Annotated in this window: 23 protein-coding genes; 15 read left to right on the forward strand and 8 right to left on the reverse strand. The window is 58.1% G+C overall.

The annotated features are described in order from the left end of the window. The first annotated feature begins 19 nt into the window (after positions 1-19). Entirely contained in the window at positions 20-310 is a 291-nt protein-coding gene (locus CFT68_RS16675) for a GIY-YIG nuclease family protein (RefSeq protein WP_088844654.1), read from the forward strand. 87 nt (positions 311-397) lie between these two features. Next, a complete protein-coding gene (locus CFT68_RS16680) occupies positions 398-1,342 on the forward strand; it encodes a Rossmann-fold NAD(P)-binding domain-containing protein (RefSeq protein WP_088844655.1) in 945 nt (314 codons plus the stop codon). Between the two features lie 160 nt (positions 1,343-1,502). On the opposite strand, the gene CFT68_RS16685 is transcribed toward CFT68_RS16680, so the two are convergent. Both CFT68_RS16685 and CFT68_RS16690 read right to left on the reverse strand, forming a co-directional pair. After that, positions 1,503-2,033: a hypothetical protein gene (locus CFT68_RS16685; RefSeq protein ID WP_088844656.1), complete on the reverse strand. Its 531-nt coding sequence runs from the start codon at positions 2,031-2,033 to the stop codon at positions 1,503-1,505. A 176-nt stretch (positions 2,034-2,209) separates the two neighbouring features. Beyond that, positions 2,210-3,418: a homogentisate 1,2-dioxygenase gene (locus tag CFT68_RS16690; RefSeq protein ID WP_088844657.1), complete on the reverse strand. Its 1,209-nt coding sequence runs from the start codon at positions 3,416-3,418 to the stop codon at positions 2,210-2,212. A 175-nt stretch (positions 3,419-3,593) separates the two neighbouring features. Here CFT68_RS16690 and CFT68_RS16695 point away from each other — a divergent pair, with 175 nt between their 5' ends. Beyond that, the gene (locus CFT68_RS16695; RefSeq protein ID WP_245815421.1) at positions 3,594-4,607 is read left to right on the forward strand and encodes a transglutaminase-like domain-containing protein; all 1,014 of its coding nucleotides are present in this window, start codon (positions 3,594-3,596) and stop codon (positions 4,605-4,607) included. An 87-nt stretch (positions 4,608-4,694) separates the two neighbouring features. On the opposite strand, the gene CFT68_RS16700 is transcribed toward CFT68_RS16695, so the two are convergent. Continuing rightward, complete coding sequence (locus tag CFT68_RS16700; RefSeq protein WP_088844658.1) at positions 4,695-6,377, reverse strand: S41 family peptidase; 1,683 nt, start codon at positions 6,375-6,377, stop codon at positions 4,695-4,697. 419 nt (positions 6,378-6,796) lie between these two features. Between CFT68_RS16700 and ruvX the strand changes: the two genes are divergently transcribed. Both ruvX and def read left to right on the forward strand, forming a co-directional pair. After that, positions 6,797-7,207: a Holliday junction resolvase RuvX gene (gene ruvX, locus CFT68_RS16705; RefSeq protein ID WP_088844659.1), complete on the forward strand. Its 411-nt coding sequence runs from the start codon at positions 6,797-6,799 to the stop codon at positions 7,205-7,207. Then, positions 7,204-7,803, forward strand: coding sequence for a peptide deformylase (gene def / locus CFT68_RS16710; RefSeq protein WP_088844660.1), 600 nt, complete (start codon positions 7,204-7,206; stop codon positions 7,801-7,803). Before ruvX ends, def begins: the two co-directional genes overlap by 4 nt. Before the next feature lie 132 nt (positions 7,804-7,935). On the opposite strand, the gene CFT68_RS16715 is transcribed toward def, so the two are convergent. Continuing rightward, positions 7,936-9,039 carry a DUF5694 domain-containing protein gene (locus CFT68_RS16715; protein ID WP_141106603.1) on the reverse strand — a complete coding sequence of 368 codons (1,104 nt, stop codon included), beginning with the start codon at positions 9,037-9,039 and terminating at the stop codon, positions 7,936-7,938. A gap of 212 nt (positions 9,040-9,251) precedes the next feature. Here CFT68_RS16715 and CFT68_RS16720 point away from each other — a divergent pair, with 212 nt between their 5' ends. The 5 genes from CFT68_RS16720 (at position 9,252) to CFT68_RS16740 (ending at position 15,170) form a co-directional block, all read left to right on the forward strand. Then, positions 9,252-10,340, forward strand: coding sequence for a sensor histidine kinase (locus CFT68_RS16720; protein ID WP_088844662.1), 1,089 nt, complete (start codon positions 9,252-9,254; stop codon positions 10,338-10,340). A 75-nt stretch (positions 10,341-10,415) separates the two neighbouring features. Continuing rightward, positions 10,416-11,126: a LytR/AlgR family response regulator transcription factor gene (locus CFT68_RS16725; RefSeq protein WP_088844663.1), complete on the forward strand. Its 711-nt coding sequence runs from the start codon at positions 10,416-10,418 to the stop codon at positions 11,124-11,126. A gap of 53 nt (positions 11,127-11,179) precedes the next feature. Continuing rightward, positions 11,180-12,148 (forward strand): zinc dependent phospholipase C family protein, encoded by a 969-nt coding sequence (locus CFT68_RS16730; RefSeq protein WP_088844664.1) that lies wholly within the window; start codon positions 11,180-11,182, stop codon positions 12,146-12,148. Between the two features lie 112 nt (positions 12,149-12,260). Beyond that, the gene (locus CFT68_RS16735) at positions 12,261-12,632 is read left to right on the forward strand and encodes a DMT family protein (protein WP_088844665.1); all 372 of its coding nucleotides are present in this window, start codon (positions 12,261-12,263) and stop codon (positions 12,630-12,632) included. 201 nt (positions 12,633-12,833) lie between these two features. Continuing rightward, complete coding sequence (locus CFT68_RS16740) at positions 12,834-15,170, forward strand: patatin-like phospholipase family protein (protein WP_170934841.1); 2,337 nt, start codon at positions 12,834-12,836, stop codon at positions 15,168-15,170. A 107-nt stretch (positions 15,171-15,277) separates the two neighbouring features. Here CFT68_RS16740 and CFT68_RS16745 read toward each other — a convergent pair whose 3' ends face one another. The 4 genes from CFT68_RS16745 to CFT68_RS16760 form a co-directional block, all read right to left on the reverse strand. Continuing rightward, entirely contained in the window at positions 15,278-16,117 is an 840-nt protein-coding gene (locus CFT68_RS16745) for an MIP/aquaporin family protein (protein ID WP_088844667.1), read from the reverse strand. A 79-nt stretch (positions 16,118-16,196) separates the two neighbouring features. Next, positions 16,197-18,206: a type I pullulanase gene (pulA, locus tag CFT68_RS16750; protein WP_088844668.1), complete on the reverse strand. Its 2,010-nt coding sequence runs from the start codon at positions 18,204-18,206 to the stop codon at positions 16,197-16,199. Between the two features lie 66 nt (positions 18,207-18,272). After that, positions 18,273-19,010 carry an alpha/beta fold hydrolase gene (locus CFT68_RS16755; protein WP_088844669.1) on the reverse strand — a complete coding sequence of 246 codons (738 nt, stop codon included), beginning with the start codon at positions 19,008-19,010 and terminating at the stop codon, positions 18,273-18,275. Between the two features lie 56 nt (positions 19,011-19,066). After that, positions 19,067-19,996: a LysR substrate-binding domain-containing protein gene (locus CFT68_RS16760; RefSeq protein WP_088844670.1), complete on the reverse strand. Its 930-nt coding sequence runs from the start codon at positions 19,994-19,996 to the stop codon at positions 19,067-19,069. Positions 19,997-20,151: 155 nt separating this feature from the next. On the opposite strand from CFT68_RS16760, the gene CFT68_RS16765 reads away from it, so the two are divergent. The 5 genes from CFT68_RS16765 (at position 20,152) to CFT68_RS16785 (ending at position 25,380) form a co-directional block, all read left to right on the forward strand. Next, entirely contained in the window at positions 20,152-20,829 is a 678-nt protein-coding gene (locus CFT68_RS16765; protein WP_088844671.1) for a response regulator, read from the forward strand. Next, the gene (locus CFT68_RS16770) at positions 20,829-22,205 is read left to right on the forward strand and encodes an ATP-binding protein (RefSeq protein ID WP_088844672.1); all 1,377 of its coding nucleotides are present in this window, start codon (positions 20,829-20,831) and stop codon (positions 22,203-22,205) included. Before CFT68_RS16765 ends, CFT68_RS16770 begins: the two co-directional genes overlap by 1 nt. Positions 22,206-22,278: 73 nt before the next feature. Continuing rightward, complete coding sequence (locus tag CFT68_RS16775) at positions 22,279-22,596, forward strand: hypothetical protein (RefSeq protein WP_212590427.1); 318 nt, start codon at positions 22,279-22,281, stop codon at positions 22,594-22,596. A 52-nt stretch (positions 22,597-22,648) separates the two neighbouring features. Next, positions 22,649-23,596 carry an SdiA-regulated domain-containing protein gene (locus tag CFT68_RS16780; protein WP_088844674.1) on the forward strand — a complete coding sequence of 316 codons (948 nt, stop codon included), beginning with the start codon at positions 22,649-22,651 and terminating at the stop codon, positions 23,594-23,596. Positions 23,597-23,868: 272 nt separating this feature from the next. After that, on the forward strand, positions 23,869-25,380 hold the full coding sequence (locus CFT68_RS16785) for a catalase (RefSeq protein WP_088845116.1): 1,512 nt from the start codon (positions 23,869-23,871) through the stop codon (positions 25,378-25,380). Positions 25,381-25,730 lie beyond the last annotated feature (350 nt).

Consider the following 25,730-nt stretch of genomic DNA (forward strand, 5'->3'; position numbering starts at 1 on the left):
TTCTTCGTACCGTAGATACATGTACATCTACATCCTGACCAATCCGACTAAAACTGTCCTGTACATCGGTGTTACCAATGACCTCACGAGGCGGCTTTCCGAGCACAGCAGTGGCCGGGGTGATGCTGGTAAATTTACTGGCCGGTATCAGGCGGATTTGCTAGTGTACTTTGAGCTTTGCCCAGATGTTACTCAAGCCATTACGCGAGAAAAGCAGCTGAAAGGCTGGACACGCAGTAAAAAGGATGCGTTGATTACGGCGTTTAATCCCGATTGGAATACTATCGATTTGGAAACATGGAGCGGCTAACTAGCCTACGAAGCGGTAGAGATGCTTCGGCAAGCTCAGCATAACGTTCTTTTAGTTTTTAGGCCTAGGCCACTCAACACCCACTAAATGAAAAACTTCACCTCCTTCGCAGATGCGGGCGACTACAAAACTCTGTTGCAGCAAGCCCTAGAAATCAAGGCGAATCCGTTTGGCTACCAGCACATTGGGCGTAACAAAACCGTAGGGTTGATCTTCTTCAACCCTAGCCTGCGTACCCGGCTTAGCTCGGTGAAGGCAGCCTACAACCTGGGTGCGCAAGCCTGGGTGCTGAACGCCGGCGCTGATTCCTGGACGCTGGAAATGGCCGATGGCGCGGTGATGAACGGCGGCACTCAGGAGCACATTAAGGAAGCTATTGCCGTGATGAGCCAGTACTGCGACGTGCTGGGCGTGCGCACCTTCCCCACGCTCAAGGACCGCGAGGCCGACTATAGCGAGGAAGTCTTCAACAAGATTCTGAAGTACGCCACTGTGCCTGTAGTAAGCCTGGAAAGCGCCACGCTGCATCCTTTGCAGTCGTTTGCTGACTTGATTACGGTAGCGGAGACCAAGGAAAAAGAGCGCGTGAAAGTAGTACTAACTTGGGCCCCGCATGTGCGCGCCCTGCCCCAGTGCGTGCCCAACTCCTTCTGTGATTGGTTCTCGGAAGTAGACTGGGTGGACTTCGTTATCACCCATCCCGAGGGCTGCGAGTTGGACCCCAAGTTCACGAAAGGCGCCCGCATTGAGTACGACCAGAAGAAGGCTTTGGAAGGTGCCGACTTTGTGCAGGCCAAGAATTGGAGCAGCTACCAAGATTACGGGCAAGTAATTAGCAACGACCCCTCGTGGATGCTGACACCGGAGCATATAGCGGGCACTAACGACGCCAAATTCCTGCATTGCCTGCCGGTGCGCCGCAACGTGGAAGTATCGGACGCTATTCTGGATTCGCCGAATTCCCTGGTGATTCAGGAGGCGGGCAACCGGGTATTCTCCATGCAAACCGTGCTGCACGAGTTGTTGAAATAGAACTTCAACCAAAAAAGCACGTCATCCTGAGTGCAGCGAAGGATCTTCTCGCGTTTGAACGACTGGCCTAGGAGCCTGTTGTAGCGTGAGAAGATCCTTCGTTGCACTCAGGATGACGTGCTTTAGGGAATATGGCCTGCTGCAGAGGCCTAGAAGTGGCCTAGAGTGGGTCGGCGGTTACTTTGAAGCGCGAGTCGGCACGGATGGTGATGTCCTTGCTAATGGCTTTGCGGATGCGGGCTTCGGTGGATAGCGTGTAGCTGCTGGCTTTAATGTACTTGTCGAGCTTCGCTGTGGTGGGCGTCAGCTGGATGGTATTTACGCCCATCGGCACGTTGTCCATAGAGGCCAGCAGAATCCGGTCGTTGGCATCGGTGCTAATGTAGAGGCTGATGCTGCTCAGGAAGTCGAAGTTTTCGGAGCTGGGGTCGGTGACGGTAAGCGTGAGGCGGTCGAGCTTCACATCCTTTACCAAATCGGCGCTGGTGTTTTCGTTCTTGAACTTCTCGTCGGAACGGGTGGGCACAGTCAGGGGAGAAACCGGCGTGACTACATTTACCGGGAAGCCGGTGGCAATTTTTACCGATTGCGAATCCTCGATAGTGAAAGTCAATAAGTCATTGATCTTTTCGCAGCTAGAGAGGAAAGCCAGCAGAACTAAGAGGGGAGCTAGAAAGAGGACTTTTTTCATGTTTATTGCAGTTTGAGCGGAAGTTACGAAATCTACTTCTACTCGGTTCTCCTGCTAGCTCGCACCTTAAACTCCGCTCCTATACAGGCCTAGCCGCAAGCTGAACCATTACAAACCAGAAGAGGATGCCTATTGCTAGACATCCTCTTCTGGTTTGTAATGGCCTAGGCCACTTACTAATCCATCATATCGGCGGAGCGCGGCGGGTCGGGCACGAAGCCGGGCTGCCAGCTCATGGGGTAGCGGCCATCTACGTAAGGCAGAGCCGCTTCCGTGAGGTAGAGCGGGCGAAAAGTGTCCACCATTACGGCTAGCTCGTGGGTTTCCTTTTTGCCGATGCTGGCCTCCACGGTGCCGGGGTGCGGGCCGTGCGGAATGCCACTAGGATGCCAGGTAAACGAGGCCAGATCCACGCCCTTACGCGACATGAAGTTGCCGGCCACATAATACAGCACCTCATCAGAATCGACGTTGGAGTGGTTGTATGGGGCCGGAATGCTCAGCGGGTGATAGTCGAAGAGGCGCGGCACGAAGGAGCAGATGACGAAGTTGTGTCCCTCGAAGTGTTGGTGCACGGGTGGTGGCTGGTGTAGGCGGCCCGTAATCGGCTCAAAGTCGTGAATGCTAGTGGCGTAGGGGTAGAAGTACCCGTCCCAGCCTACTACATCAAAGGGCGAGTGGCCATAGGTGAGGGTGTGCAGCAGGCCGTCTTTCTTGATCTTGACTACGTACTCGCCTGCTTCCCGCTCGTCGCCTTCTACCAATTCAGAAGGTGGCCGGATATCCCGCTCGCAGTAGGGCGAGTGCTCCAGCAGCTGCCCGAAGTGGTTGCGGTAGCGCCGGCACGTTTCCACGGGGCTAAACGACTCGATGATGAGCAGGCGCACGGGGCCTTCCTCGAAGTGTAGCTGGTGAATGATGGTGCGCGGAATGATGACGTAGTCGCCGGGCTCGAAGGCTACTTTGCCCAGCTGGCTCCACAGCTCGCCACGGCCCTCGTGCACGAAGATGACCTCGTCGGCCAGGGCATTTTTGTAGTAGTAGTCCATGCGCCGCTCCGTGGGGTTGCAGATGCTGAGCGTCACGTCGGCGTTGCCGAGCATGGTTTGGCGGGCCTGCAGGTAGTCACCGCCGGTGGTAGTTTGGGCCAGGGTGCGCAGGTGGGCCGGCTCCAGGGGGCGGTCTTTGAGCAGCTTAGGCGCAAACGGCTCGGGCTGGCCTACCGTACGGATTTCGGTGGGCGGGTGCTTGTGATAGAGCAGCGACGAAACGCCATGGAAGCCCAACGTACCTACCAGCTGCTCCGAGTACAAGGAGCCGTCGGGCTGGCGGAACTGGGTGTGGCGCTTGCGCGGAATCTGGCCGAGGCGGTGGTAGAAAGCCATGGTGCAGAATTGAGTTGGGTGGGAAATACGAGTGGGTAGGTAGGTAACGTGAAGGTAAGAAGGTTTGGTTGTTGACCTCACTCCGGTCCACGTTGCAACCAATCTGACTGCATCCTAGTTGAACCTCTACTCCTACAGTATCTTTGCGCTTTATCTCAACTGCTTACTTCGGTCTGTGTCTTCTCTATCTCTCCGCCTCTTGCCGCTCCTGCTGACTGGCCTAGGCCTGTTCTCCGTTGCCTCGACGCCCAAAACAGCGGAGCCGCGCACGCGCACGTTCAATTTCGAATACACGACTACGGTACCGGCCCAGGCAGCTGGCGTGAAGGAGGTGGACCTCTGGCTGCCCGTACCGCACGATGATAAGTCGCAGGACATCCGCGACCTTAAAATCACAGCACCAGTGGCCTACGAGGTCAAGACCAGCTCTTATGGCAACCGCGTACTGCACCTGCATGCCACGGGTACGGCCCTGCAGGGCTTTACCGTGAGCATGAAGCTGCAGGCCACCCGGCGTGAGCACCTCAACCCCACCCTCGCCGGCCAAACGGTAACCCGGAAAGAGCTAGCCCCCGCCGACCCAAACATGAACCGCTGGCTGGCGGCTGACAGCCTAGTCCCCCTCGATCCTAAAATCCGGCTCTGGGCGCAGGAAGTAGTAGCAAAGGCCCACGCCAAAACCGACCTGGAGAAAGCCAAAGCCATTTATGAGCATGTGGTAAGCACCGTGACCTACGACAAGACTGGCCAGGGTTGGGGCCGCGGCGACATTTACTACGCCTGCGACGCCCGCCGCGGCAACTGCACCGATTTTCACGCCGTGTTCATTGGGTACTGCCGGGCAGTAGGTATCCCGGCCCGCTTCAGCATTGGCTTCCCACTGCCCCCTGAGCGTGGCTCCGCCGAGGTGAAAGGCTACCACTGCTGGGCCGAGTTCTACACCAAAGAAACCGGCTGGGTACCTGTTGATGCTTCTGAGGCAGCCAAGAACCCGGCCAAGCGTGCCTACTTCTTCGGAGCCCACGATGAAAACCGCCTGGAATTCACCCGGGGCCGCGACCTGCTACTGGCTCCGCGGCAGCATGGTGGGGCGCTCAACTACTTTATCTATCCCTACGCCGAAGCTGATGGCCAGCCGGTGAGTGGCCTACAACAGCAGTTTCGGGTGCAGGATATAGCTAAGAAATAGAGCATTCTACTGGTATACAGTACAAAGGCAGAGGCCGAAGCAACATGTTGCTTCGGCCTCTGCCTTTGTATGCGTCAAGCAATTTTCTTATTTCATCGACAACCCATTCATCAGGGTCGAGCTGCCATCATTTACTACCCGCAGCGCCTGCTGCATCTCAGCATCTTCTTCGTTTAGCACCTGGAAGTATGCCGATTTGCCATAGGCGCTGCGGGCAATCAGGGCCTTCAGTTGGCCGCGAAGCAAGCCGGAGCACCGGCGTAGGCCAGTAGCATCAGCGGCAACCCCTTCCTGTGTTCCTTGCGCAACAAGCTGTTGAAGCTGAGCATCGCTGATACGGAAGCCTTGGCTGAACTGCTCGAAGCGCAAAGCCTCCAACTCTGTTTTGTGGGCCTGCACATAATCGAGCGCGAATTTGCGCACCAGGTTATGGCTTTGCAAACGCGTGTAGTAGGCCGAAAAAGCCATGGTATCGCGCGGTACAAACACATCGGGCATGATACCGCCGCCGCCGTACACGGTGCGGCCGTGGGCCGTGCGGTAGCGCAACGAGTCGGCGAAGTGGATGCTATCGGCGTGGAAGAACTCGCCGTGTTGCTGACGGTTTTTCAGATCCTGCTCGTAGGCCTCTAGGCCACCTCTGTAGGATTTTTGAATGCTCCGGCCCGAGGGCGTATAGTAGCGCGCAATTGTCAGGCGCAGCTCCGAGCCATCGTTGAGGGTAATGGGCTGCTGCACCAAGCCCTTGCCGAATGTGCGACGGCCAATTACCAAAGCGCGGTCTTGGTCTTGCAGAGCGCCGGCCACCACTTCGGCAGCGGAGGCACTGCCTTCGTCTACCAGTACTACCAGCGGGCCTTCCTCAAACTCGCCGGCTACGCGGGAGTACGTTTGGGTATCGTACTGGTCGCCTTTGCCATCGGTGTACACAATCTTTTTGGTGCCCCCGATGAACTCATCGGCCATTTTGGTGGCGCGGTCGAGGTAGCCGCCGGGGTTGCCGCGCAGGTCCAGCACGAGGCGGGTAAGCCCCTGGCGGCGCAGGTCGCCGAGGGCGGCTTTGAACTCATCGTAAGTACCCGTGGCAAAACGACTTACTTTGATGTAGCCCGTCTGGTTATCGACCATGTAGGCCACATCGACTGACGAGTTCGGGATGCGGTTGCGCGTCACCTGCACATTCATGGCGCGGCTCATCCCGCGCCGGATGATCTGAAGCAGAACCGTGCTGCCGCGGGTGCCGCGCAGCTTATTGAACATCTGCTCCGTGGTAGTGTGCATGCCAGATACCCGGGCGCCATTCACGGCCAGAATCTTGTCGCCGGGCTGTAGGCCAGCTTGCTCGGCGGGGCCACCGCTCAGCGGCGAAACCACCGTTACGGTATCGTGGAAGATGTTGAACTCCACTCCTACCCCATCAAAATCGCTCTGTAGAAAGGAGGAAGCCTGCTGCTGCTGCTTGGCCGGGATAAATACGGAGTGCGGATCAAGGCGCTCCAGCATCCGGCTGATGGCGTAATCCGACAGCTCTTCCGCATTCACGGAGTCCACGTAATCGCGGTCTACGTAGCTGAGTATCTCTTTGAACTTTAGATAGCCGCGGGCCGTGCCGTCGGGGTTCTGATCGGAAGGCTTAAACGGGTTAGATCCCAACAAAATCCCACAGCACAACGCTAGCGCCAACAGCAGCGGCAGACGCACCTGCCGCCGCGTATTCTGCGGGGCCGGCTCCGTCGCGGGTAGCGGCGAGTCCTTCGGCTCGGTGTTCATAAAGCGTTGAGAGAGTAAGAGTTTAGGCGATATACAGCGGAAATCAATACAGACAGGTCTTCAAAACTATTAAAACTTTTCTAAGAAAGCCATGGCCTACATAGGGGAATAGGCATTTTCGAATAACAGTGCAATTTTTTGTAAAATTAACCCAATATACTTACCATTTTGGGGTGATAATCCAATTTCGAAACTACTTGACAGTTAAGAGTATACAAACGTAGTTTTATCATTTTATGAAGAATTAAAAAGTTCAGCGAATGAGAAGTTTAACCCGGCCAACGTACGCCACTGCCCCACTATCGGATTGCGATGTGGAAATAGAACTACCACCTTTGTCGGGGAGTGCCGTATCTTTGTACTACAGTGGGCCTAACTTCTTGGCTCGCCGGATTTTCGCTTTACACGTCTACTTTTTGATGGGCCGAATTCTTGCCATCGACTACGGCAATAAGCGCGTGGGGCTGGCCGTAACCGACCCGCTCCAGCTCATTGCCACGCCCCTCGACACGGTGCACAGCCAGGATTTGGTGGCCTACCTGAAGGCCTACCACCTGCGCGAACCGCTTTCTGCTTTGGTGATTGGCATGCCCAAAAACCTTCAGAACGAAGCCACCGACTCGACCAGCGCTGTAGTGGGCGTAGTGCGGCGGCTACGCAAGGAGTTTCCGGAGGTGCCGGTGCATGAGATAGACGAGCGGTTTACCTCCCGCATGGCCCATGCCGCTATGCTGGCCGGTGGCCTAAGCAAGAAAGACCGCCGCGATAAAGCCACCGTAGACCGCGTAAGCGCCACCCTGATACTGCAATCTTTCCTCGAATCCCGATGATTTACCCCATTGTTGCCTTTGGCGACCCGGTGTTGAAGGCGCCGGCCAAATCCTTGCCTGCCGATTTCTCTGCCTCCGAACTGAAGCAGCTGATCCAGGACATGTATGATACCATGTACCATGCCCACGGCGTAGGCCTGGCAGCCCCGCAGGTTGGCAAAAGCATCCGCCTGTTTGTAGTTGACTCGGAGCCGATGCTGGATGAGGACGAGGATGGCAAACCGATTATCCCGGAGCCAACTGCGGCCCCCGTGAAGCGGGCCTTCATCAACCCACAGATAGTAAATGAAACTGGTGAGGAGTGGGGCTTTGAAGAAGGCTGCCTGAGCATTCCGGGCATCCGCGAAACGGTGTACCGCAAGCCGGTAGTTACGCTGCGCTTTGAGGATGAAAACCGCCAGCAGCACGAAGAAACCTTCTCGGGCATGACAGCCCGCGTGATTCAGCACGAGTATGACCACCTGGAAGGCGTACTCTTCACCGACTACGTTTCGGGTTTGAAGAAGCAGCTGCTGAAAGGCAAGCTAACCCGCATCAGCAAAGGCGACGTGAGTGCCGACTACCGCATGCGGTTTGCGGGCCAGGGCCGGCGCTAGGCCACATTCCTAGGCCACTACACACCAAAAGAAGCCGACCGCAGTAGCTACTGCGGTCGGCTTCTTTTGGTATAGCACACCCTGTATGGTCACTTCAATACCGCACACCAGATAGATAAAAGGCAGAAATTGTTAGGGTAAGTCATTGAAGCCGACGGCCTTCACACCGGGCAATTGGTTGAGCATATCCCGCATGGTGTGGCCGTGTGAGGCCCCTACTGCTACCACCACGCGCCGGGCTCCCTGGGCGCGGGCCTGCCGCACGATGTTGGCGCACATGCCCTCGTTGCGCAGCTTCCACTGTGCTTTCATGGCTTGTATCTGCTCGGTAGGAAAGCCGGGTGCCCCGTATAGCGCCTCGCCGCCGTAGAAGTTCACGGCTTCGTCGAGCGTATCGTAGCGTGGGGTGCTCATTGCCTGATAGGCCTGTAAGCTTGTCTCACTGTCTTTCCAGAAGTTGTTGTACGCGGTTGAGGAAGCAGCTATTTTCTGTACGGTAGCCGCTTCAGGCAGCGTTGGGTCGGCTTTTGCGCGGGCTTTCAGATTCTTTACTGCTTCGCTGGCATGTTGCCAGGCCTGGCCCCAGGACTCATTATACCGCTGGCAGTCCATAGAGTAGATGCGGGGTTGCTGCAGCTCGTAGACCAGAGGGAAGAATATCGTCTGATACTCGCTGGTGGGGCGCACCAGCTTTTTGCGGCGCAACGAATCGGAGCCGCCGAAAACCTGGTTGTAGTAGGCCAGTTCCTGCTTGCCAAACCGGGGCTTCATGTGCTCGTCGAGCACGTACAGCTGGTATTCCGAATTGGCCCGATCGTAGCTGAGTATATGACTAAGCGCCAGATTCATGCGCGTTTTGTGGTAGTATGGAAAGTCCATCAGGGACTTATCGGCCTTGGCAACGGCCCGGGCAGTTAGGGGCTTGGCCTTGGGGTTGCGCTGCTGCACGTAGCGATAGCGCGGCAGAAATAGGGCACGCGGATACGCATCATCGGGCATCTGCTGCATTTCGGTGGCCGACACGTTTTCGCTGAACACCATCTCGGGTTTGTAGGCCTTGAGCTTCTCAATGATGGGGCGGTACTCTTCGGCCGGGCTCATATTGACGTGCGACGAAGCCACTATCAGCACCTCCAGTGGCTGCTGAGCCACGGCAACCGAAGCCGTGCCCAGCAGAAGGGCCAGCAGCCACAGCGGCCGCAAAAAATTTAACGGGAGAGAGAAGCGTAGTTTCATGGCGGAGCTGGTTGCTGGAGGGAGTGCTGCAAATGTGTAGGCCACTCTGCCCGCCCGAAAATTTATTATACCAACCTTCGGGAATGTGATGTGAACCCCGCGCAACGCCTTCTAGGCCAGTCGGACCGGTAAAGCGGGTGTTTGTCCGGGCAGCGCAGGCGTTGCCATAAAATGCGGTGCAATACCGGCAGCTTCCCGCTAGCTTCGGGCCCATGAATCGGCAAACATTGCGCTATCATCTGCTGGGCTGGGGCCTGCTAGTGGCCTACGACTTCGTGGGCATCTACGGCCAGCACCTCTCCAACCTTCGGCAGATGCTCCTGCTGCAGTTCACCTTCCGGCTGAGCATGATGAGCATATTCTACTACTGCTTCCTGCTGCTGTTCCCGCGGTATCTGCGCAAAAACCGGGTGCCGCACCTGCTGCTAGGCCTAGTACTGGCGCCGGTGGTATTCGCGGCTACCCGCTACGCGCTGGAGCAAGGGCTGCTGCCGCTGCTGTTTGGCTTCAGCAACTACACGGGCGAGGTGAATTTACTGCACTACCTGCGCGACAACGTAGAGCGGGGACTCCCCATGATGATGGTAGCCGCCACGGCCTGGGGCGTGCAGGATGCTTTTATGCAGGAAAGGCGGCGCGAAACCCACCAGCTACTCCAGGAAAAAACCCAGGCCGAGCTGGCCTTCCTCAAAACCCAGATCAACCCGCATTTCCTTTATAACACGCTCAACTACATCTATTCCGAAGCTTATCTCGTGTCGGAGCCGCTGGCGGAGGCGGTGTTGCGCCTCTCCGATTTGATGCGCTACATGCTCCACGACAGCCCCGATGGCAAGGTGGAAGTACGGCAGGAAGTGGCCTACCTGGAAAACTACCTGGCGCTGCACCGGATGCGGTTCGAGGACAAGTTCTTCGTGGAGTTTACGCAGCAGGGCGCCCCACAGGAACAGCGCGTGGCAGCCCTGATGCTGGTTCCGTTCGTGGAGAATGCGCTCAAACACGGCATTATTCATCAGGCGGAGAAGCCCGTGGAAATCCGGCTAACCTTCCCCACGCCCCAGCACTTGCTATTTGAGGTGCACAACCACATCAGCCACCACCAGAAAGACCATACCACTGGCATCGGCCTGGCCAACCTACGGCGTCGCCTCGATTTGCTGTACCCCGAACAATATGAACTGGCCATTGAGAATGATGGCTCGGTGCACCACACCCGGCTGCTGCTTCCCTTAGACGGGCCTAGGCCACTACCACCGGCCACGCCGCCGGGTCGGGCAGTTTTAGCCGAAAGCGCCGCCTAGCCTCATGGGGGAAGTATGCGGCAGATTGTGCAGCTTTACTTGTAGCCCCTCCCCTCTTTATCTGGTTAGTATTCTATGCTGCGCTGTATTGCTGTTGATGATGAGGCCTACGCCAGCCGGCTCTTGGCGGCCTACGTGCAGAAGATACCTGGCCTAGAAATGGTGGCCACTACTACCAACCCCATTGAGGCGCTGCAATGGGTGCAGGAAGGCCGCGCCGATCTGGTGTTTCTCGACATTCAGATGCCGGAACTGACGGGTTTACAGTTCCTGAAAATCTGCGGCAACCGCTGCAAGGTCATCCTCACTACGGCCTACCCCGAGTATGCGCTGGAAGGCTTTGAGCATGATGTAGTAGACTACCTGCTCAAGCCTATTGCCTTCGACCGGTTCTTGCGGGCCGTGCAGAAAGCGCAGGCGTTGGTACCAGCCGCACCGGAGCCTATTACCACGACGCCCACCACACCTGGCAACGGCTACCTATTCGTGAAGGGCGAAAGCAAAAACAAGTTCCTGCGGGTGAATTACGCCGATATTCTGTATGCCGAGGCCCTGGGAAACTACCTCGCCATTCATGTGCCGGGCCAGCGCCTCGTGACTTATCAGCCCCTGAAAGAGCTAGCTGAGCTGCTGCCGCAGCCGCCGTTTTTGCGGGTGCACAAGTCGTTTCTGGTATCACTGGATAAAATCACGATGATTGACGGCAATACCATTTACGTACAGGACAAGGCCATTCCGGTGGGCGAAACGTACCGGGAAAGTCTGTTCCGGCTGGTGCGCGACTAAGCCTTGGCTGGTACCTCCTATACTAGTAGTTATCAGACGCTTATTATCTACTTATGAATCGTATCGGCGCTATAGCTTTCCTGTTTCTACTATTGCCCAGCCGCTCCCAGGCTTGGGGCTTTTTCAGCCACCGGCTCATCAACCGGCTGGCCGTGTACACGCTGCCGCGCGAGATGATCGGGTTCTACAAGGCCAACATCGACTACCTCACCGACAACGCCACTCGCCCCGACTCGCGCCGCACCGTAGTGCCCGGCGAGGCCCCGCGCCACTTCCTGGATGTAGACGTGTACGGCGACTCGGCCGTGTACAAGCTGCCCCGCTCCTACGCCGATGCCGTGGCCCAACTCGGCGAAGATTCGTTGCTACGGCACGGCATAGTGCCCTGGCAAGTGGCCCGCATGAAAGGCCAGCTCACGGAGGCCTTCAGGACCCACGAAACCGACCGGATTCTGCACATCTCCGCCGACCTAGGCCACTACATTGCCGATGCCTGCGTGCCCCTGCATGCCACCCACAACTACAACGGCCAGCTTACGGGCCAGCGCGGCATCCATGCCCTCTGGGAAAGCCGCCTGCCGGAGCTGCTGAGCAGCAGCTATGATTTCTTTACGGGGCCCGCGCCCTACCTGGATAGGCCTACGGATGTTATCTGGGCTGCTGTAGGCCGGTCGGCGGCGGCTACTGATTCGGTGCTACGCTTTGAGCGGGAACTGACGCTGAAGTTTCCGGAGGACCGCAAGTATGGCTTTGAGCAGCGCGGCAACCAGACCGTGCGCGCCTACTCCCGTGACTTCGCCCGCGAGTATCATCAGCGCCTCAATGGGCAGGTTGAGCGCCAGATGCGGCTGGCGCTACGCCTCGTGGGTGCCTTCTGGTACACCGCCTGGGTTGATGCCGGCCAGCCCGACCTGGATAAGCTGCCGCGCCAAGTATCGGCGGCGGAGCAGCTTCGTTTGGCGCGGGAGGCCGCACAGGCTCCGCAAACTTCGCCGGCCGCCGTACCCGGGCACGAGGACTAGAAAGCGCGGTGGCCTGAAAACCTAACTGCCCGAAATAGGTAGATAAGTGGCCTAGTCGCTACCCCGGTCGCCGCTAGGCCACTTCCTGGTCTTCTCCTTACCCTGTACTTTCATGAAAAGCCTCTATACAGTAGCCCTGCTCACCATTTCCAACTTGTTCATGACGTTTGCCTGGTACGGGCATCTGCAGTTCAAGAAAATCAGCTGGCTGCATGGCCTAGGCCTGGTCGGCGTGATTCTGGTTAGCTGGGGCTTGGCCTTTTTTGAGTACGTGTTTCAGGTGCCGGCCAACCGTATTGGGTTCGAGGAAAACGGTGGCCCCTTCAACCTGTTTCAGCTCAAAGTCATTCAGGAGGTAGTGTCGCTTACGGTGTTTACCTTTTGCGCCGTGTACGTGTTCAAAACTGATAAACTAGCCTGGAACCATGTGGTGGGCTTTGCGCTGCTGGTGGCGGCGGTGTACGTCATTTTCCGGAAGTGGTGAGGTAGCAGTAGGCTGGCTATCCTTATAAAACCTGCTGCGGCGCCTTCAGCCTAATGTTGAGCTTGCCACAAAAACTAGCCTGAACAGCACCCGCAGAAAAACAGGTGAAGTTTAGGGCAAAAGGGGCAACTCCATACCCTGGTATGCGTACGGAAACGCGCCCCGCTATCGGGGCTTTTCATGTTTCGAGTTTCTGCTTATATGTCAAAAAAATACGCTCTGCTGGCGCTGCTTTTCCTGTGGCTGCTGAATATATCCACTGCTCAGGCTCAACGGGTTGGCCTGGTGCTAAGTGGCGGCGGTGCCAAGGGCCTGGCGCACGTGGGCGTACTGAAGGTGCTGGAGAAAAACCGCATCCCCATCGACTACATTGTGGGTACCAGCATGGGTGCCATTGTGGGCGGCATGTACGCGGCCGGCTACTCGCCCGAGGAGATTGAGGAAATTGTGCTGAAGCCCGAGTTCCAGAACTGGGTGGCCAACCGCCCTCTCGAAGGCAAGGTCTTTAACTTCTACGATGCCGACCCTTCGCCGGCGGCGCTGCACCTAGGCCTGTCCATCGACACGGCTTTCCGCACCCGCGTAACGCCGCGCATCATCAATGATGCCACGCTCAACTACGTGCTGGCCACCATGCTGGCGCCGGCCAGTGCCGTGGCAAAGTATAATTTCGATAACCTGTTTGTGCCCTACCGGGCAGTGGCCTCGGAGGTGTTTACCCGCCAGAAAGTAGTGCAGCGCAGCGGCTCTCTTTCCGATGCGGTGCGCAACTCCATGGCTTTTCCGCTGGCCTTCCGCCCTATCCGGCAGGAAGATGGCCGCTACCTCTTTGATGGTGCGGTGGTTGATAACTTCCCGACGGGCGTAATCCGGGAGGAGTTTAAGCCCGATGTAATTATTGGGGTGAACGTGGGCGACGTGGCCTTCCGCAAATACCCCAAGGAGAAAGACGACCAACTGCTAACCAGCACCTTGGTATTCCTGGGCTCCAACGCCGCCGACACCTTATCAGTAGGGCCTAATGGCATATTCATCCAGCCCGATGTGGCAGACTACACCGCCGCCGACTTCGGCCGGGTACGGCGGCTAGTAGCGCTTGGCGAAAATGCTACCGAAGCCAAGCTAGGCCAACTGATGCAGCGCATTCAGCGGCGCGAAGACACCGTGGCGCTGCAACAACGCCGCCGGGCGTTCCAGGACCGCGCGCCGAAGCCCGACTTTACCCGCATTACGGTGCAGGGCCTGCCACGCCAGCAGCAGGAGTTTGTGCGCCGGTTTTTCCAGCGCAGCGGCTCTACCTACACCCCCAGCGACATTGAGGAAGGCTACTTCCGCCTGGTTAGCAACGACTTCTTTACCAACGTGTATCCGCGGGTGCGCTACGATGAGGAGCAAAAGGGCTACTCGCTTGGCATTGATGCTCGCCAAGCTAACAACCTCACGGCCGACCTGGGGGTACTGCTCTCGTCGCGCTCCATGAGTAATTTTTACTTGGGCGGGGCCTACCGCTACCTCACGCGTTACCTCTACACCGTGCGCGGAAATGCCACCGTGGGGCGCTTTTACAATGCCGTGCAGGGCTCTTTCCGGGTAAGTATTCCGGGCCAGATTCCGCTCTACTTCGAGCCCGTTGTTACGTTCAACAACCTGAATTATCAGGATACGGGCTCTCTACTGGGCACTAATGCCGACAACACCCAACTGGTGCAGCGCGACCTGAAAACGGCGTTGCAGATCGGCATCAGCCCGAACTACCGCAGCCGCTACATTCTGGACGTAGGAGCCTTCACGAACCGCGACCGGTTTGCCAACACCCCAGAGCTGAGCAGTACCGATGTGCTAGACCTCAACCGGTTTCAGGGCGTAACGGCTGGCCTACGCTTCGAGCGTAACTCGCTGGATCAGCGCCAGTACGCTACCAAAGGGCGCCGCGTGAAATTTGCCTTCCGAGGCGTAACCGGGCAGGAGAAGTACGAGGCCGGCACCACGGCCAATGGCGTGGAAGACCGCACCAACAACCAACGCTGGGTGCGGCTCTCCGTATTCACGGAGCAGTACTACTCGTTATCCAAAACCGACTCGGTAGGTTCCAAAACCAATGCATGGGGCTACGTGGTAGACGCGGTAGCCAGCACCCAGGGCGCCTTCTCCACCTACCGCTCTTCCCTGACCACCTCGGCCTCATTCCTGCCCCTGCCCGACTCGCGCACGCTGTTCCTGGACAACTACCGCGGAACGGCTTACGCTGCTGCCGGCCTGCGCTATATCCGGAGCATTTTGCCGGGGGTTGAATGGCGCACAGAAGGGTTTGCACACGTGCTGGTACGCCCCTGGAAACAGGCCTACGACAACCCCGTGCTGGTACGCCGCTCTAACAGCGTAAGCCGCCCCTACCTCACCCTCATGACGGGCCTGGTGTACCAGACGCCCGTAGGTCCACTGTCGGTGCAGGCCATTCACTACGATGACCGCAACCACCGTTTCGGCGTTTTCGCGCACATCGGCTACGTGCTGTTCCGCGACCGTTCGTTGGAGTAAGAGGCGAGAGGGCGAAGCAGTCAATTTGCTATTCTACTTGCCTACAAGAAGTTACCGAAAAAAAACTACGCAGGCAGAACGTCAAATTCACCACTTCACTATTTCACCTACTCACCGTTCTCATCCGGGTACACGGGGGGCTCCTCCTCGGGCGTATGCGGGGACGATATGCCGGGCCCGCAGCCGGCCAGCACGGCACAGTCGAGTGCCTCGCCGTGGTAAAAGCGACGGAACAGCACCGTAACGAGCCACATGGCCAGCGGGGGGGCCACCCAGTATACCCAGAGCCCCCGGTAGCTGTCGGCGGCCAGTGCCGTACCCAGCGTGCGGGCCGGGTTCAGGCTCATGCCGGAATAAGGGGTTTCTACCACTATATATACCGCCAGCAACGCCCCGATCAGCCAGCCAGTCAGGTTTTTCAGGCGCTTGGAGTGGAGCGCGAAAAGCAGCACCCCCATCATAATAAACGAGATGATAAACTCGGCCCCGAAGGCCAGCGCTTCGCCGCGGGGCAGGCCTACGGGCTGCGTAACGGTGTAGTTTACCGTGGGGTGCGCATACAATTCCCCAAAAACGAACTTCATTAGTTGTCCCGCGCCAATGGCCCCTGCTACCTGGCCTAGCACGTACCACACCGCATCAGGCGTGCGCACTTTGCCCAGATGCCAGAAAGCCAGCGTTACGGCGGGGTTGATGTGGGCGCCCGAGCGTTTGCCCCAAGGGCTGTACACGATGCACACAATCACGAGCACCATGCCGGCTCCCAACAGCATATGGCGGGCCAGGTCGTTGGTTTGCAAAGCCTGCCGAACCGGCGAGGCCGGGTGCTCCAACAGCATGGTCAAGGAACCGGCACACACCACGAAAAACGCAATACCAGCCGCTTCTGCCAGATAATAGGGCCAATGGCGGCGCAGGGCGGCAAGCATTCGGGCGGAAAAAGACATAGGCAGCGGTTTCAGGAAAGAGCTTGCCTACAGAACGTTTCCCTGCGCCCACGGTTATGGCGCAGTGGCCTAGCGGCGCCTACGGCTGCACCAGAATCAGGGCAGAGGAGGCGGGCAGATCCACCGTCATAATTTCCTGCCCCGATTCCAGCTTTCTGATTCCCTGCTGACTGATTTGCGCACCCTCCAGCACTACGGTATAGCGGCCTCCCGGAATGGTGGCCGTGCTGGCTTGGCGGTTGCCATTGAATAGCACCACAATATTGTTCCAGGTATCGCCGCCGGCATGGTCGGTGAGGCGATACCCGATGGTGCCGGCGGGCATATTGGGCAGAAACTGCAGGTGTTGCTGCACTTGCTCCTGAGTAGCCAACCGAAAAGCCGGGTGCGCTTTGCGTAGGCCTATCAGCTGCCGATATAACAGGTTGATGTGGAGATACTGCGCCTTACGGGCCCAATCGAGCTGGTTAACACTATCCGGAAGGTTATAGGAGTTGTGGGAGCCGCCTTTGGTGCGCAGAAAATCATCGCCCACGGGCAAGAATGGAATGCCCTGCGAGGTAAACACAATGGTATTGCTGAGCAGATCCATCTTGATCAGCGCCTGCTCCGACACACCCGGATTCGATACCACTAGCTTATCCCAGAGCACCCGGTCGTCGTGGCAGGCTACGTAGTTGATGGCCTGACCCGGCGAGGTGGCCCAAGGCACTTTGGAGTAGTTGACCTTGCTGTAGTCGAGCTGGGGGTGCTGAGTGGCGGCCACTATGCCGAATTTCACGCTCTCCTCCAGCCCCGGCTGCCCGCTCACAAAACCTGGTTCGGTCTGGCGGGCGTAGTGGCCCTTTACGCCATCACGCAGCTCATCACTGAATGCGGCAATACGGTCCATCTTCAGCACGTTGGCCTTCACTGCCCGCTCCATTTCGGGCAAAGGGCTGGTCCCAGCGGCCCAGCCTTCGCCATACATAAAGATGGAATGATCTACCTGGTCCAGGGCAATGCGGGCGGCGCGCATGGTCCGGATGTCCAGAATGCCCATTAAATCAAACCTGAACCCATCGACATGATATTCCCGGGCCCAATAGGCTACTGACTCTACGATGAGTTTGCGCACCATGGGCCGCTCGGAGGCCACTTCGTTGCCGCAGGCCGCCGCATCGGAATAGGAGCCATCGGGCTTGTGGCGGTAGTAGTAGCCCGGCACCAGCTGCTCGAAGGAGCTACGGGCGGCATCAGCGGTATGGTTATACACCACGTCCAGCACCAGCCGTAGGCCACTTCCGTGCATTGTCTGTACTAGCTGCTTCATCTCCCGAATGCGGGCGGCGGGGTCAGCGGGGTCGGTGGCGTAGGAGCCTTCCGGCACGGTGTAGTTCAGCGGGTCGTAGCCCCAGTTGTAGCGGTTCTGCTGCAGCTGGCTTTCATCGACGGAGGCGAAATCATTCGTCGGGAGCAGGTGCACGTGGGTCAGACCCAGCTCCGTCAGGTGGTCTAGGCCAGTCTTCACTCCTTCCGGACCGCGGGTGCCAGTTTCCGCTATGCCCAGAAACTTGCCCTTGTGCTGCACGCCCGACTGCGGGTGCATGGTCAGGTCGCGGATGTGCATTTCGCCAATTACAATGTCGGTGGCTTGCTTGAGCTTGGGGCGCAGGTCGTCTTCCCAACGGGCGGGGCTCACGGTGGCGGGGTCGAGCAGGGCGCCACGCTGGCCGTTCAGGCCTACGGCGTGCACGTAGGGGTCGGGCACCTCGGCCATCTGGCGGCCTTTGATGGTGGCCTGCACCACGTAAAACCGGCCCGGCGGCTGGGCCGGCAGCGTGTAGGCCCAGGTGCCGCCTACGCTTTTTTGCATGGCATATTCCGCCACCGGCGTGCCCCCGGTTCCTTCGGTGTAAAGCTTGAGCTGCAGCTTTTCAGCCGTAGGCGCCCACACGCGCAGCTGGGCTTGCCCTCGCACGAAGGTCAGGCCGAGGTCGGGGCCATCGTAGGTAGGGTAGGCCGCATAGGCATCCGTGATGCGGACGGTACGGCAGGTGGTGAGAGTAGTCAGGGCGAAGAACAGCGCGAGCAGCAGAGAGGATTTCATGCGGGGCGAGGGATGGAGCCGCAAGTTCGGGGTTTTGGGCTGGAGCAGGAAGCCGTACTTCGGGAGCTACAGCTTGTCTGCAAATGCTCGCAACAGGCTGGCTACTTCTTCGGGGGCATCATAAGGCAGCAGGTGCCCGGCACCACTAATTATTTCGAGGTGGGTTCCGGTGGGCAGCAGCGGCAAGGTTTCCAGCCCATGCACCGAGGGCGACATCACATTATCCTGGTCGCCGGCCAGAATGGTGCACGGCACCTCCACCAGCACCATGCGGGCGCTGATATCCTCGCGAGAACCGTGCAGCAGCCAGGCATCCCAGGCCAGGCGCGTGCTCTGCATGTTATCGAGCAGAATTTGCTGCCGAATGGCTTCGGGCAGTGGCCTAGCGGTTATTTTCTGGAGTGTTTTTTCGGCTTCAGCCAGCTTGCCGTAGGCGCGCATGCTCGCCATCCGGTCTTCATCGGTCATGGGCTCGGGCGAGGGCGGCGAGGGGCTGAGCAAGGCTACGCCTGCCAGGCCACTGGGCTGGCGCGCGGCCAGCGCTAAGGCAATTTTGCCGCCCATACTGTGGCCTACCAGCACATAGCGTTCTATGCCCTTCTCAGCAATGAAGTGAGCCACCTGATCGGCATAGGCATCCACAGAATAATCACTGATGATAGTGGGCGGGGCCGCTTCGCCGAACCCTGTAAGGTCGGGCGCCAGCAAAGTGTATTCGGGCGCCAGTAACCCGGCAACTTGTTGAAACTCGCGGCCGGAGCCGGCCCAGTAGTGCAGGCCAATAAAGGTGAGGGGTGCAGGCATAGAGTGCTTCTACGCGAACTGCCCGTTTCGGGTCCAGCGGTCGAGCTATAACTGGCCTAGCGCCACCGGATTTTCTGCCCGGCTTTGCCCGCATGCAGCCGCGCGGGCACCTGGCGCAGGATAATATCGCGCAGCGTAGCCAGCAGTGGCAGGCGCACGAAGCCGTGATGCACAACTAAACTGATTTCGCGCACCGGCTCGGGGGCCTCGAAGCGCTTCACCATCGGGTTACCAAGCTCCGGCAGCACCGAGAGTTCGGGCACCAGCGTGTAGCCATGGTTGTGGCGCACCAGCTGCTTTAGGGTCTCGATGGAGCCGCTTTCATAGACAAAGGGCCGCGTGGTATCAACGGGAGCCGGGGAGCAAATGTTGAGCACCTGATGGCGGAAGCAATGCCCCTGCTGCAGCAGCCACAAACCCGGCGCACCCATATCCTGGGGACTAATGGTAGCCTGCGGATACAGCTCGTGGTCTTCGGAAATGTAGCCCAGAAACGGTTCTTCTAAAATAGGCAGCTCTCGCAGCTGCCGATCATCCAGCGGCGTTACCAGTAGGCCTACATCCAGCTGATTATCCTTTAGTTGCTGAATAATTTGGGCCGATTGCAGTTCCTCCACCTGCACCCGCAGCTTGGGGTAGCGTTCCACCAGCTCCACCAGAAACAGCGGCACCAGGTAGGGCGCTAGCGTCGGGATGATGCCTAGGCGCAACTCCCCCACCAGCTCGTCTTTCTCTACCTGCACAACTTCGCGTAGCTGCTGCACCTCCCGCAAAACCTGCCGAGCCTGCTGCACCACTTTCACACCTACGGCGGTAGGCTGCACACCTTTCGTGGTACGGTCGAAGAGCAGAACGCCCAGTTCCTCTTCCAGCTTCTGGAGCTGCATACTGAGCGTGGGCTGCGTGACGTGGCACTTCTCCGCTGCCAGCACAAACTGACGGTATGTATCAAGCGCCACCACGTATTCCAACTGCTGAATATTCATACCACAAATATAGCCTGCACCTATAGCACACCTCCGAATCTGGCGCTTTATCTATACAGTGGCCTAGCAGACCAACCGCGGCGGCTCCACTTTCCGGGCGCTACGGCAACCCTGGCGCTAGTTTGTAGTTCAACCTGCTATACTCCTCTGTTCTTATGAAATTACTCTTGGTGGAAGACGAGCCAAAGCTAGCTTCCTTTATTCAGAAAGGGTTTCAGAATGAAGGCTACGATCTAGATGTGGCCTACGACGGGCAAATGGGCCTTTCCCTGTTCCGGCAGCAGGCCTACGACCTGATTATTCTCGACGTGAACCTACCTTACATCAACGGCTTCGCACTATGTAAGCTCATTCGGGAGGATAATCCGCACGTGCCGGTGCTTTTCCTGACGGCGCTCGACAGCCTCGACGACAAGGTATTAGCCTTTGAGGCTGGCGCCGACGATTATCTCGTGAAGCCGTTTAAGTTTCAGGAGTTACTGCTGCGTACCCGCGCCCTCACCAAGCGCAACGCTGACCAGAGCGCCGTGAAGCGTGTGCTGAAGATGGCGGACCTGGAACTGAACCTGGAGCGCAAAACCGTAATGCGCGGTGGGCAGCGCATCGACCTCACGGCCAAGGAGTACGCTCTGCTGGAGTACCTACTCTTGAACCGGGGCAAAATTATTTCTCGCGTCGATATCACGGAGAAAGTTTGGGAGCTGGATTTCGACACCAATACCAACGTGATTGATGTGTACATCAGCCACTTGCGCCGCAAGCTCGATAAAGGTTTCGATACGAAGCTGATTCATACGGTAGTGGGCATGGGCTATGTGATGCGGGAAGGCTGATGCTGATTCGGAACAAGCTGATACTGCGGTTTATGGCGCTGGTGGTGACCATTCAGCTCTGCCTGACCGCGTTCATCTATTACTACAGCGCCCGGGCGCGGGAACTGCGCTTCTATCACCGCCTAGAGGCCAAAGCCGAACAAACCGCTAACCTACTTATTCACCGCCTCGACCTGCAGCCCGAGATGCTGCGCAGCTTCCGCAAGAAGGATTTGCTGACCATGCACAACGAGCGCATCAGCATCTATGACCCGCAGCGCCGCCTGGTTTTTCATATTGCGCAGGAAAAGAAAGACGCCGACATCCCTACCCAGGACACAGCGTATTTTGACCAGATTACCCGCAAGCAACCCGCTCGCTTTCAGCGCGGCAAGGTAGAAACGCTGGGCATGTTGTACCGCCACCACGGGCAGTCCTACCTTATTTTCGTGGCCGGCCGCGACCAGTTTGGCGGCAAGGAGTTCGAGACGCTGCGCTCCATTCTGCTAGGCGGAAACCTGGGGGCGCTAGTACTCATCATTGGGGCCGCGTGGTACTTCGCCAACCGCTCCCTCAAGCCCTTGTCGGGGATGGTGGCCGAGGTGAAAGGCATTACCGCTACTAGCCTGCGCCAGCGCGTGAACGAAGGCAACCGCCAAGATGAAATTGCGCAGTTGGCCATGACGTTTAACGAGATGCTAAGTGGCCTAGAGCAAGCATTCGAGGCCCAGAAAAGCTTTCTATCACATGCCTCGCACGAGCTACGCACACCGCTGGCCAATGTGCTGGGCACGCTGGAAACTGCCTCGGCCTACGATACCGACCTGCCCGCCGCCAAGCGCAGCATCGACTCGGCGGTGGAAGAAATCCAGCGCATCATCGACCTGACCAACGGCCTGCTCGCCCTGGCCAAAGCCGACGACACCTCCTTCCACCGCGCCCAAGTGCAGCTAGATGATGTGGTACTGCAGGCCGTTGACATCTGTTCGGCCTGCTACCCTGGCTGGGCCATTCAGGTAGAGTTTGGCAGCTGGCCCGAGTCGGTGGAAGCGGTATTTACAGTACAAGGCAACGCGCAGCTCCTGCAAACCGCCGTGCTTAACCTGCTGGATAACGCCTGCAAATACTCTACAGCGGCGGTGGTAGTAGCCCTCACCTACGAGACGCCCCAGCAGATTCTGCTTACCGTTTCCGACACCGGCCTAGGCCTGCCCCCAGAGGAACTGGCGCGTGTTCAGGAGCCGCTATACCGGGGCAGTAATGGCCACAATAGGCCAGGATATGGTTTAGGCCTGCCCATTACCCAAAAAATTGTGCAGGTGCACGCAGGCCAGTTACGGATTGAATCGGAAGTGGGGAAAGGTACGCGCGCCTCGGTGCGGCTGCCAGCGGTTTAGGCTCCGGAGTGGCCTAGGCGTTCATGTTATTTTAATGTGGTAGTCAGATGATGTTAATGTGGAGGACGGTCCTTTGCAGCATACTTACGTGCTTACCCTCATGCCTACGCCCGCCCGTTCTTCCAGCTCTCTCCTGACGTGGTTACTCGCGCTGGCCCTTCTGTTTTCGGTGGGCCTCAACCTGTACTGCCTCACGCCCAGCTACCGCTCCGCCCGCGCCACTCCCTCGGCTTCCCTAAATAACATGACTGAAGCCGAGGAGGACGATGACGACGATGATGACGATGCCTCGTGGGCCGCGCTAGCGGAGGAGTTGCGCCAAACGCGCCAACAACTGGCGGCGTGCCAAGGACAATCGGCCCAGCTTGGTACCGCCGCTACATCTCACTAAGGCACACCGGCCGCTAGGCCAGTTGCTGCCTGTACCTTATTCCTACTCTGATATGAAAACTGTGTTTCTTCCGCTGTTACTGCTCACTACTTGGTGCGGCTCGCCTACCACGCCCGTAGCTTCGCTGGCAGGTATTCCCGTTGTTCCTGCTCGCACTGTCGGTCAGGTTCCTGCGGCTACTGGCCTAGCGGCCACCAAGGCTATGGCCTACGATTTTGCCCGCCCGGCCGCATCGTATTCTATGCCGTCTGAGCTGGCCGAATTATCGGGCATTGCCCTAACTGGCTCCGACCAGATTACTGGCGTGGAAGATGAAACCGGCAACCTGTACCACTACAACCTCACCACGAAACGCGTAGACCACGTGGTAGAGTTTGGGAAAAGCGGCGACTACGAGGACCTGGCCCGCGTGGGCAACGACTGGTTTATTCTGCGCAGCGACGGTACGCTGTTCCGCTATAATGGCACCACTACCCAGGAGTACGAAACCGGCCTGACCTTCACCAATGAGCCTGAAGGCCTGACGTATGATGCAGCTTCAAAAACGCTGCTAGTGGCCTGCAAAGGAGAGCCCGGCGCCAGCCTCCCCGACACCAAGCGCGCCGTATACCGGTTGCAGTCTGGTACCTACAAGGCTGAGGCCTCTCCTGCCTACGTGCTTAATGTGGAAGCCATTGTAGCCAGTGTACCTAGCCAAGAGGCTTCCCCGAAGAAGCCGGGGAAGAAAGGCAAGAAGAAGGAAGGTATGAAAGGCTTCGCGCCCTCTGCCGTGGCCGTGCACCCCATCACACACCACGTGTTTGTCCTCTCAGCGCGCCAGAACGGCATCGTGGAGCTAGATGAGGCCGGCCAGCTTGTAGCGGCCAGCTCGCTGCCCACTGACCTATTTCCTCAGCCCGAGGGCCTAGCCTTCACATCCACTGGTGAGCTATACATTGCTTCGGAAGCCAGCAAGAAGTCTGGCCAGGCCACTATCCACCTGTTCCGCCCGCAGCAGTAAGCATCTGAAATTCAGCCTACAACACCCTATGCCACTCTGACTTCCCTTGCCTAGCTTATACACGTCTGCCTGGTTTCTATCGAACCCCCTCTGGTCGCTTTGGCCAGAGGGGGTTCGACATTTAGTACTCCTAGTGGCCTAGCCACCATCATAGACACAAACTATACTTATATAAAAACAATCGATTTTCTTTATAACAGAGTAAGCTCAACCTTTGCTAGCCCTCCGATGCTAAAATGCGCCGGCGGTTTACACTGCTAACTCTTACTATTATGGAAGAATCAACCCAACCCAAGAAGCTGACTACCGCTTCTGGGCGCCCGATTTTCGATAACCAAAACTCCCAGTCGGCAGGCCCGCGCGGTCCGCTGATGCTCCAGGATTATTTCCTGCACGAGAAATCGGCGCATTTCAACCGGGAGCGGATTCCGGAGCGCGTAGTACACGCCAAGGGTAGCGGCGCCTACGGTAAGTTCACCGTTACGCACGATATCACGCACCTGACGCGCGCCAAGCTGTTCAGCAAAGTGGGCAATGAGTGCAAGATGTTTGCTCGTTTCAGCACCGTAGGCGGCGAGAAAGGCTCGGCCGATACGGAGCGTGACCCGCGCGGCTTCGCCCTGAAATTCTACACCGAAGATGGCAACTGGGACCTGGTAGGCAACAACACGCCGGTGTTTTTCGTGAAGGACCCGCTGAAGTTCACCGATTTCATTCATACCCAGAAGCGGGAGGCGCGCAGCAACCGCAAGTCGCCCACGATGATGTGGGACTACTGGAGCCTGAACCCCGAGAGTCTGCACCAAGTCACGATTCTGATGTCGGACCGCGGCACGCCCTACGGCTACCGCCATATGCACGGCTACGGCTCGCACACGTTCTCGCTGATTAACGCCGAGAATGAGCGTGTGTGGGTGAAATTTCACTTCCGGACCCAGCAGGGCATCAAGAACTTCAGCGACGAAGAAGCCCGCCTGATGAAGGCCGAGGACGCCGACTTCGCGCAGCACGACCTGTTAGATGCCATCGACAACGGTGAATTTCCAAAGTGGACCATGTTCATCCAGACCATGACCGAGGAGCAGGCCCGCGACTTCCGCTGGAACCCCTTCGACCTGACCAAGGTGTGGCCCCAGGGCGAGTTCCCGCTGCAGGAAGTGGGCGTGATGGAGCTCAACGAGGTACCCGTGAACTACCACGCTCACGTAGAGCAGGCCGCCTTTGCGCCGGCCCACGTGGTAGACGGCATCGGCTACTCGCCCGACAAGATGCTGCAGGGCCGAATCTTGAGCTACCCCGACGCGCACCGCTACCGCCTGGGCGCCAACTACGAGCACCTGCCCGTAAACGCCTGCCCCTTCGGCTTTAGCAACTACCAGCGCGACGGCCGCATGGCCCTCGGCGACAACGGCGGCCCCGGCCCGAACTACTTCCCCAACTCCTTCGACGGCCCCGTAGAAGACAAAGCCCAGGGGGAGCCCGCCCAGGAGCTCGATGGCTTTGCCGCCCGCTACGACCGCAACGAAGGCCCCGGCAACGATGACCACTACACCCAGGCCGGCAACCTGTTCCGCCTCCTCGATGCTCAGGCCCAAAAGAACCTGATCAACAACGTAGTAGGCGCCATGTCGGGCATCGAAGGCCCCAAGAAAGACCTCATCACGCAGCGCCAGCTCTGCCACTGGTTCCGCGCTGATATCCGCCTAGGCATGGCCATTGCCAAAGGCCTCGGCGTTGACGCAGAGATTCCAATGGAACACGCTCCAGCCGCTGCTTCGGTGTAAGTAAGAGCCACACACCTACTGCAACAAAACAGCCGCTCCGGATATCCGGAGCGGCTGTTTTTAATTTAGGCTAGGGCTAACTCCCCTCCTCAGCTGAGCAGGGGTTAGGGGTGGTTGACCCACCGTTGTTTGCAAAGATCTTGCTGCTGAGCTTGTGGAAGCATCTCTACCGCTGACTAATCAATTGGCCTAGCAACGATTCAACGAAGCGGTAGAGATGCTTCGGCTGCGCTCAGCATAACGGGCTGGTTTAGCCGTTTTGCTAGTGTCGTTCTAGGCCACTTCAACTACCCCCAGCCTCTCGCTGCTCGATGCACGAAATCATCTGAGGAGGGAAGCTTAGTTACTAG

It is taken from the genome of Hymenobacter gelipurpurascens (genome assembly GCF_900187375.1).
Taxonomy (GTDB): domain Bacteria; phylum Bacteroidota; class Bacteroidia; order Cytophagales; family Hymenobacteraceae; genus Hymenobacter; species Hymenobacter gelipurpurascens.

What these genes read in the sequence shown, in the direction of transcription:
- CFT68_RS16725 (WP_088844663.1), top strand. Translation starts at nt 10,416, where the DNA reads ATGCTGCGCTGTATTGCTGTTGATGATGAGGCCTACGCCAGCCGGCTC.
- def (WP_088844660.1), top strand. Translation starts at nt 7,204, where the DNA reads ATGATTTACCCCATTGTTGCCTTTGGCGACCCGGTGTTGAAGGCGCCG.
- CFT68_RS16700 (WP_088844658.1), bottom strand. Translation starts at nt 6,377, where the DNA reads ATGAACACCGAGCCGAAGGACTCGCCGCTACCCGCGACGGAGCCGGCC.
- CFT68_RS16755 (WP_088844669.1), bottom strand. Translation starts at nt 19,010, where the DNA reads ATGCCTGCACCCCTCACCTTTATTGGCCTGCACTACTGGGCCGGCTCC.
- CFT68_RS16745 (WP_088844667.1), bottom strand. Translation starts at nt 16,117, where the DNA reads ATGTCTTTTTCCGCCCGAATGCTTGCCGCCCTGCGCCGCCATTGGCCC.
- CFT68_RS16680 (WP_088844655.1), top strand. Translation starts at nt 398, where the DNA reads ATGAAAAACTTCACCTCCTTCGCAGATGCGGGCGACTACAAAACTCTG.
- CFT68_RS16760 (WP_088844670.1), bottom strand. Translation starts at nt 19,996, where the DNA reads ATGAATATTCAGCAGTTGGAATACGTGGTGGCGCTTGATACATACCGT.
- CFT68_RS16770 (WP_088844672.1), top strand. Translation starts at nt 20,829, where the DNA reads ATGCTGATTCGGAACAAGCTGATACTGCGGTTTATGGCGCTGGTGGTG.
- CFT68_RS16685 (WP_088844656.1), bottom strand. Translation starts at nt 2,033, where the DNA reads ATGAAAAAAGTCCTCTTTCTAGCTCCCCTCTTAGTTCTGCTGGCTTTC.
- CFT68_RS16765 (WP_088844671.1), top strand. Translation starts at nt 20,152, where the DNA reads ATGAAATTACTCTTGGTGGAAGACGAGCCAAAGCTAGCTTCCTTTATT.
- CFT68_RS16675 (WP_088844654.1), top strand. Translation starts at nt 20, where the DNA reads ATGTACATCTACATCCTGACCAATCCGACTAAAACTGTCCTGTACATC.
- pulA (WP_088844668.1), bottom strand. Translation starts at nt 18,206, where the DNA reads ATGAAATCCTCTCTGCTGCTCGCGCTGTTCTTCGCCCTGACTACTCTC.
- CFT68_RS16740 (WP_170934841.1), top strand. Translation starts at nt 12,834, where the DNA reads ATGTCAAAAAAATACGCTCTGCTGGCGCTGCTTTTCCTGTGGCTGCTG.
- CFT68_RS16715 (WP_141106603.1), bottom strand. Translation starts at nt 9,039, where the DNA reads ATGAAACTACGCTTCTCTCTCCCGTTAAATTTTTTGCGGCCGCTGTGG.
- CFT68_RS16735 (WP_088844665.1), top strand. Translation starts at nt 12,261, where the DNA reads ATGAAAAGCCTCTATACAGTAGCCCTGCTCACCATTTCCAACTTGTTC.
- ruvX (WP_088844659.1), top strand. Translation starts at nt 6,797, where the DNA reads ATGGGCCGAATTCTTGCCATCGACTACGGCAATAAGCGCGTGGGGCTG.
- CFT68_RS16780 (WP_088844674.1), top strand. Translation starts at nt 22,649, where the DNA reads ATGAAAACTGTGTTTCTTCCGCTGTTACTGCTCACTACTTGGTGCGGC.
- CFT68_RS16785 (WP_088845116.1), top strand. Translation starts at nt 23,869, where the DNA reads ATGGAAGAATCAACCCAACCCAAGAAGCTGACTACCGCTTCTGGGCGC.
- CFT68_RS16720 (WP_088844662.1), top strand. Translation starts at nt 9,252, where the DNA reads ATGAATCGGCAAACATTGCGCTATCATCTGCTGGGCTGGGGCCTGCTA.
- CFT68_RS16730 (WP_088844664.1), top strand. Translation starts at nt 11,180, where the DNA reads ATGAATCGTATCGGCGCTATAGCTTTCCTGTTTCTACTATTGCCCAGC.
- CFT68_RS16690 (WP_088844657.1), bottom strand. Translation starts at nt 3,418, where the DNA reads ATGGCTTTCTACCACCGCCTCGGCCAGATTCCGCGCAAGCGCCACACC.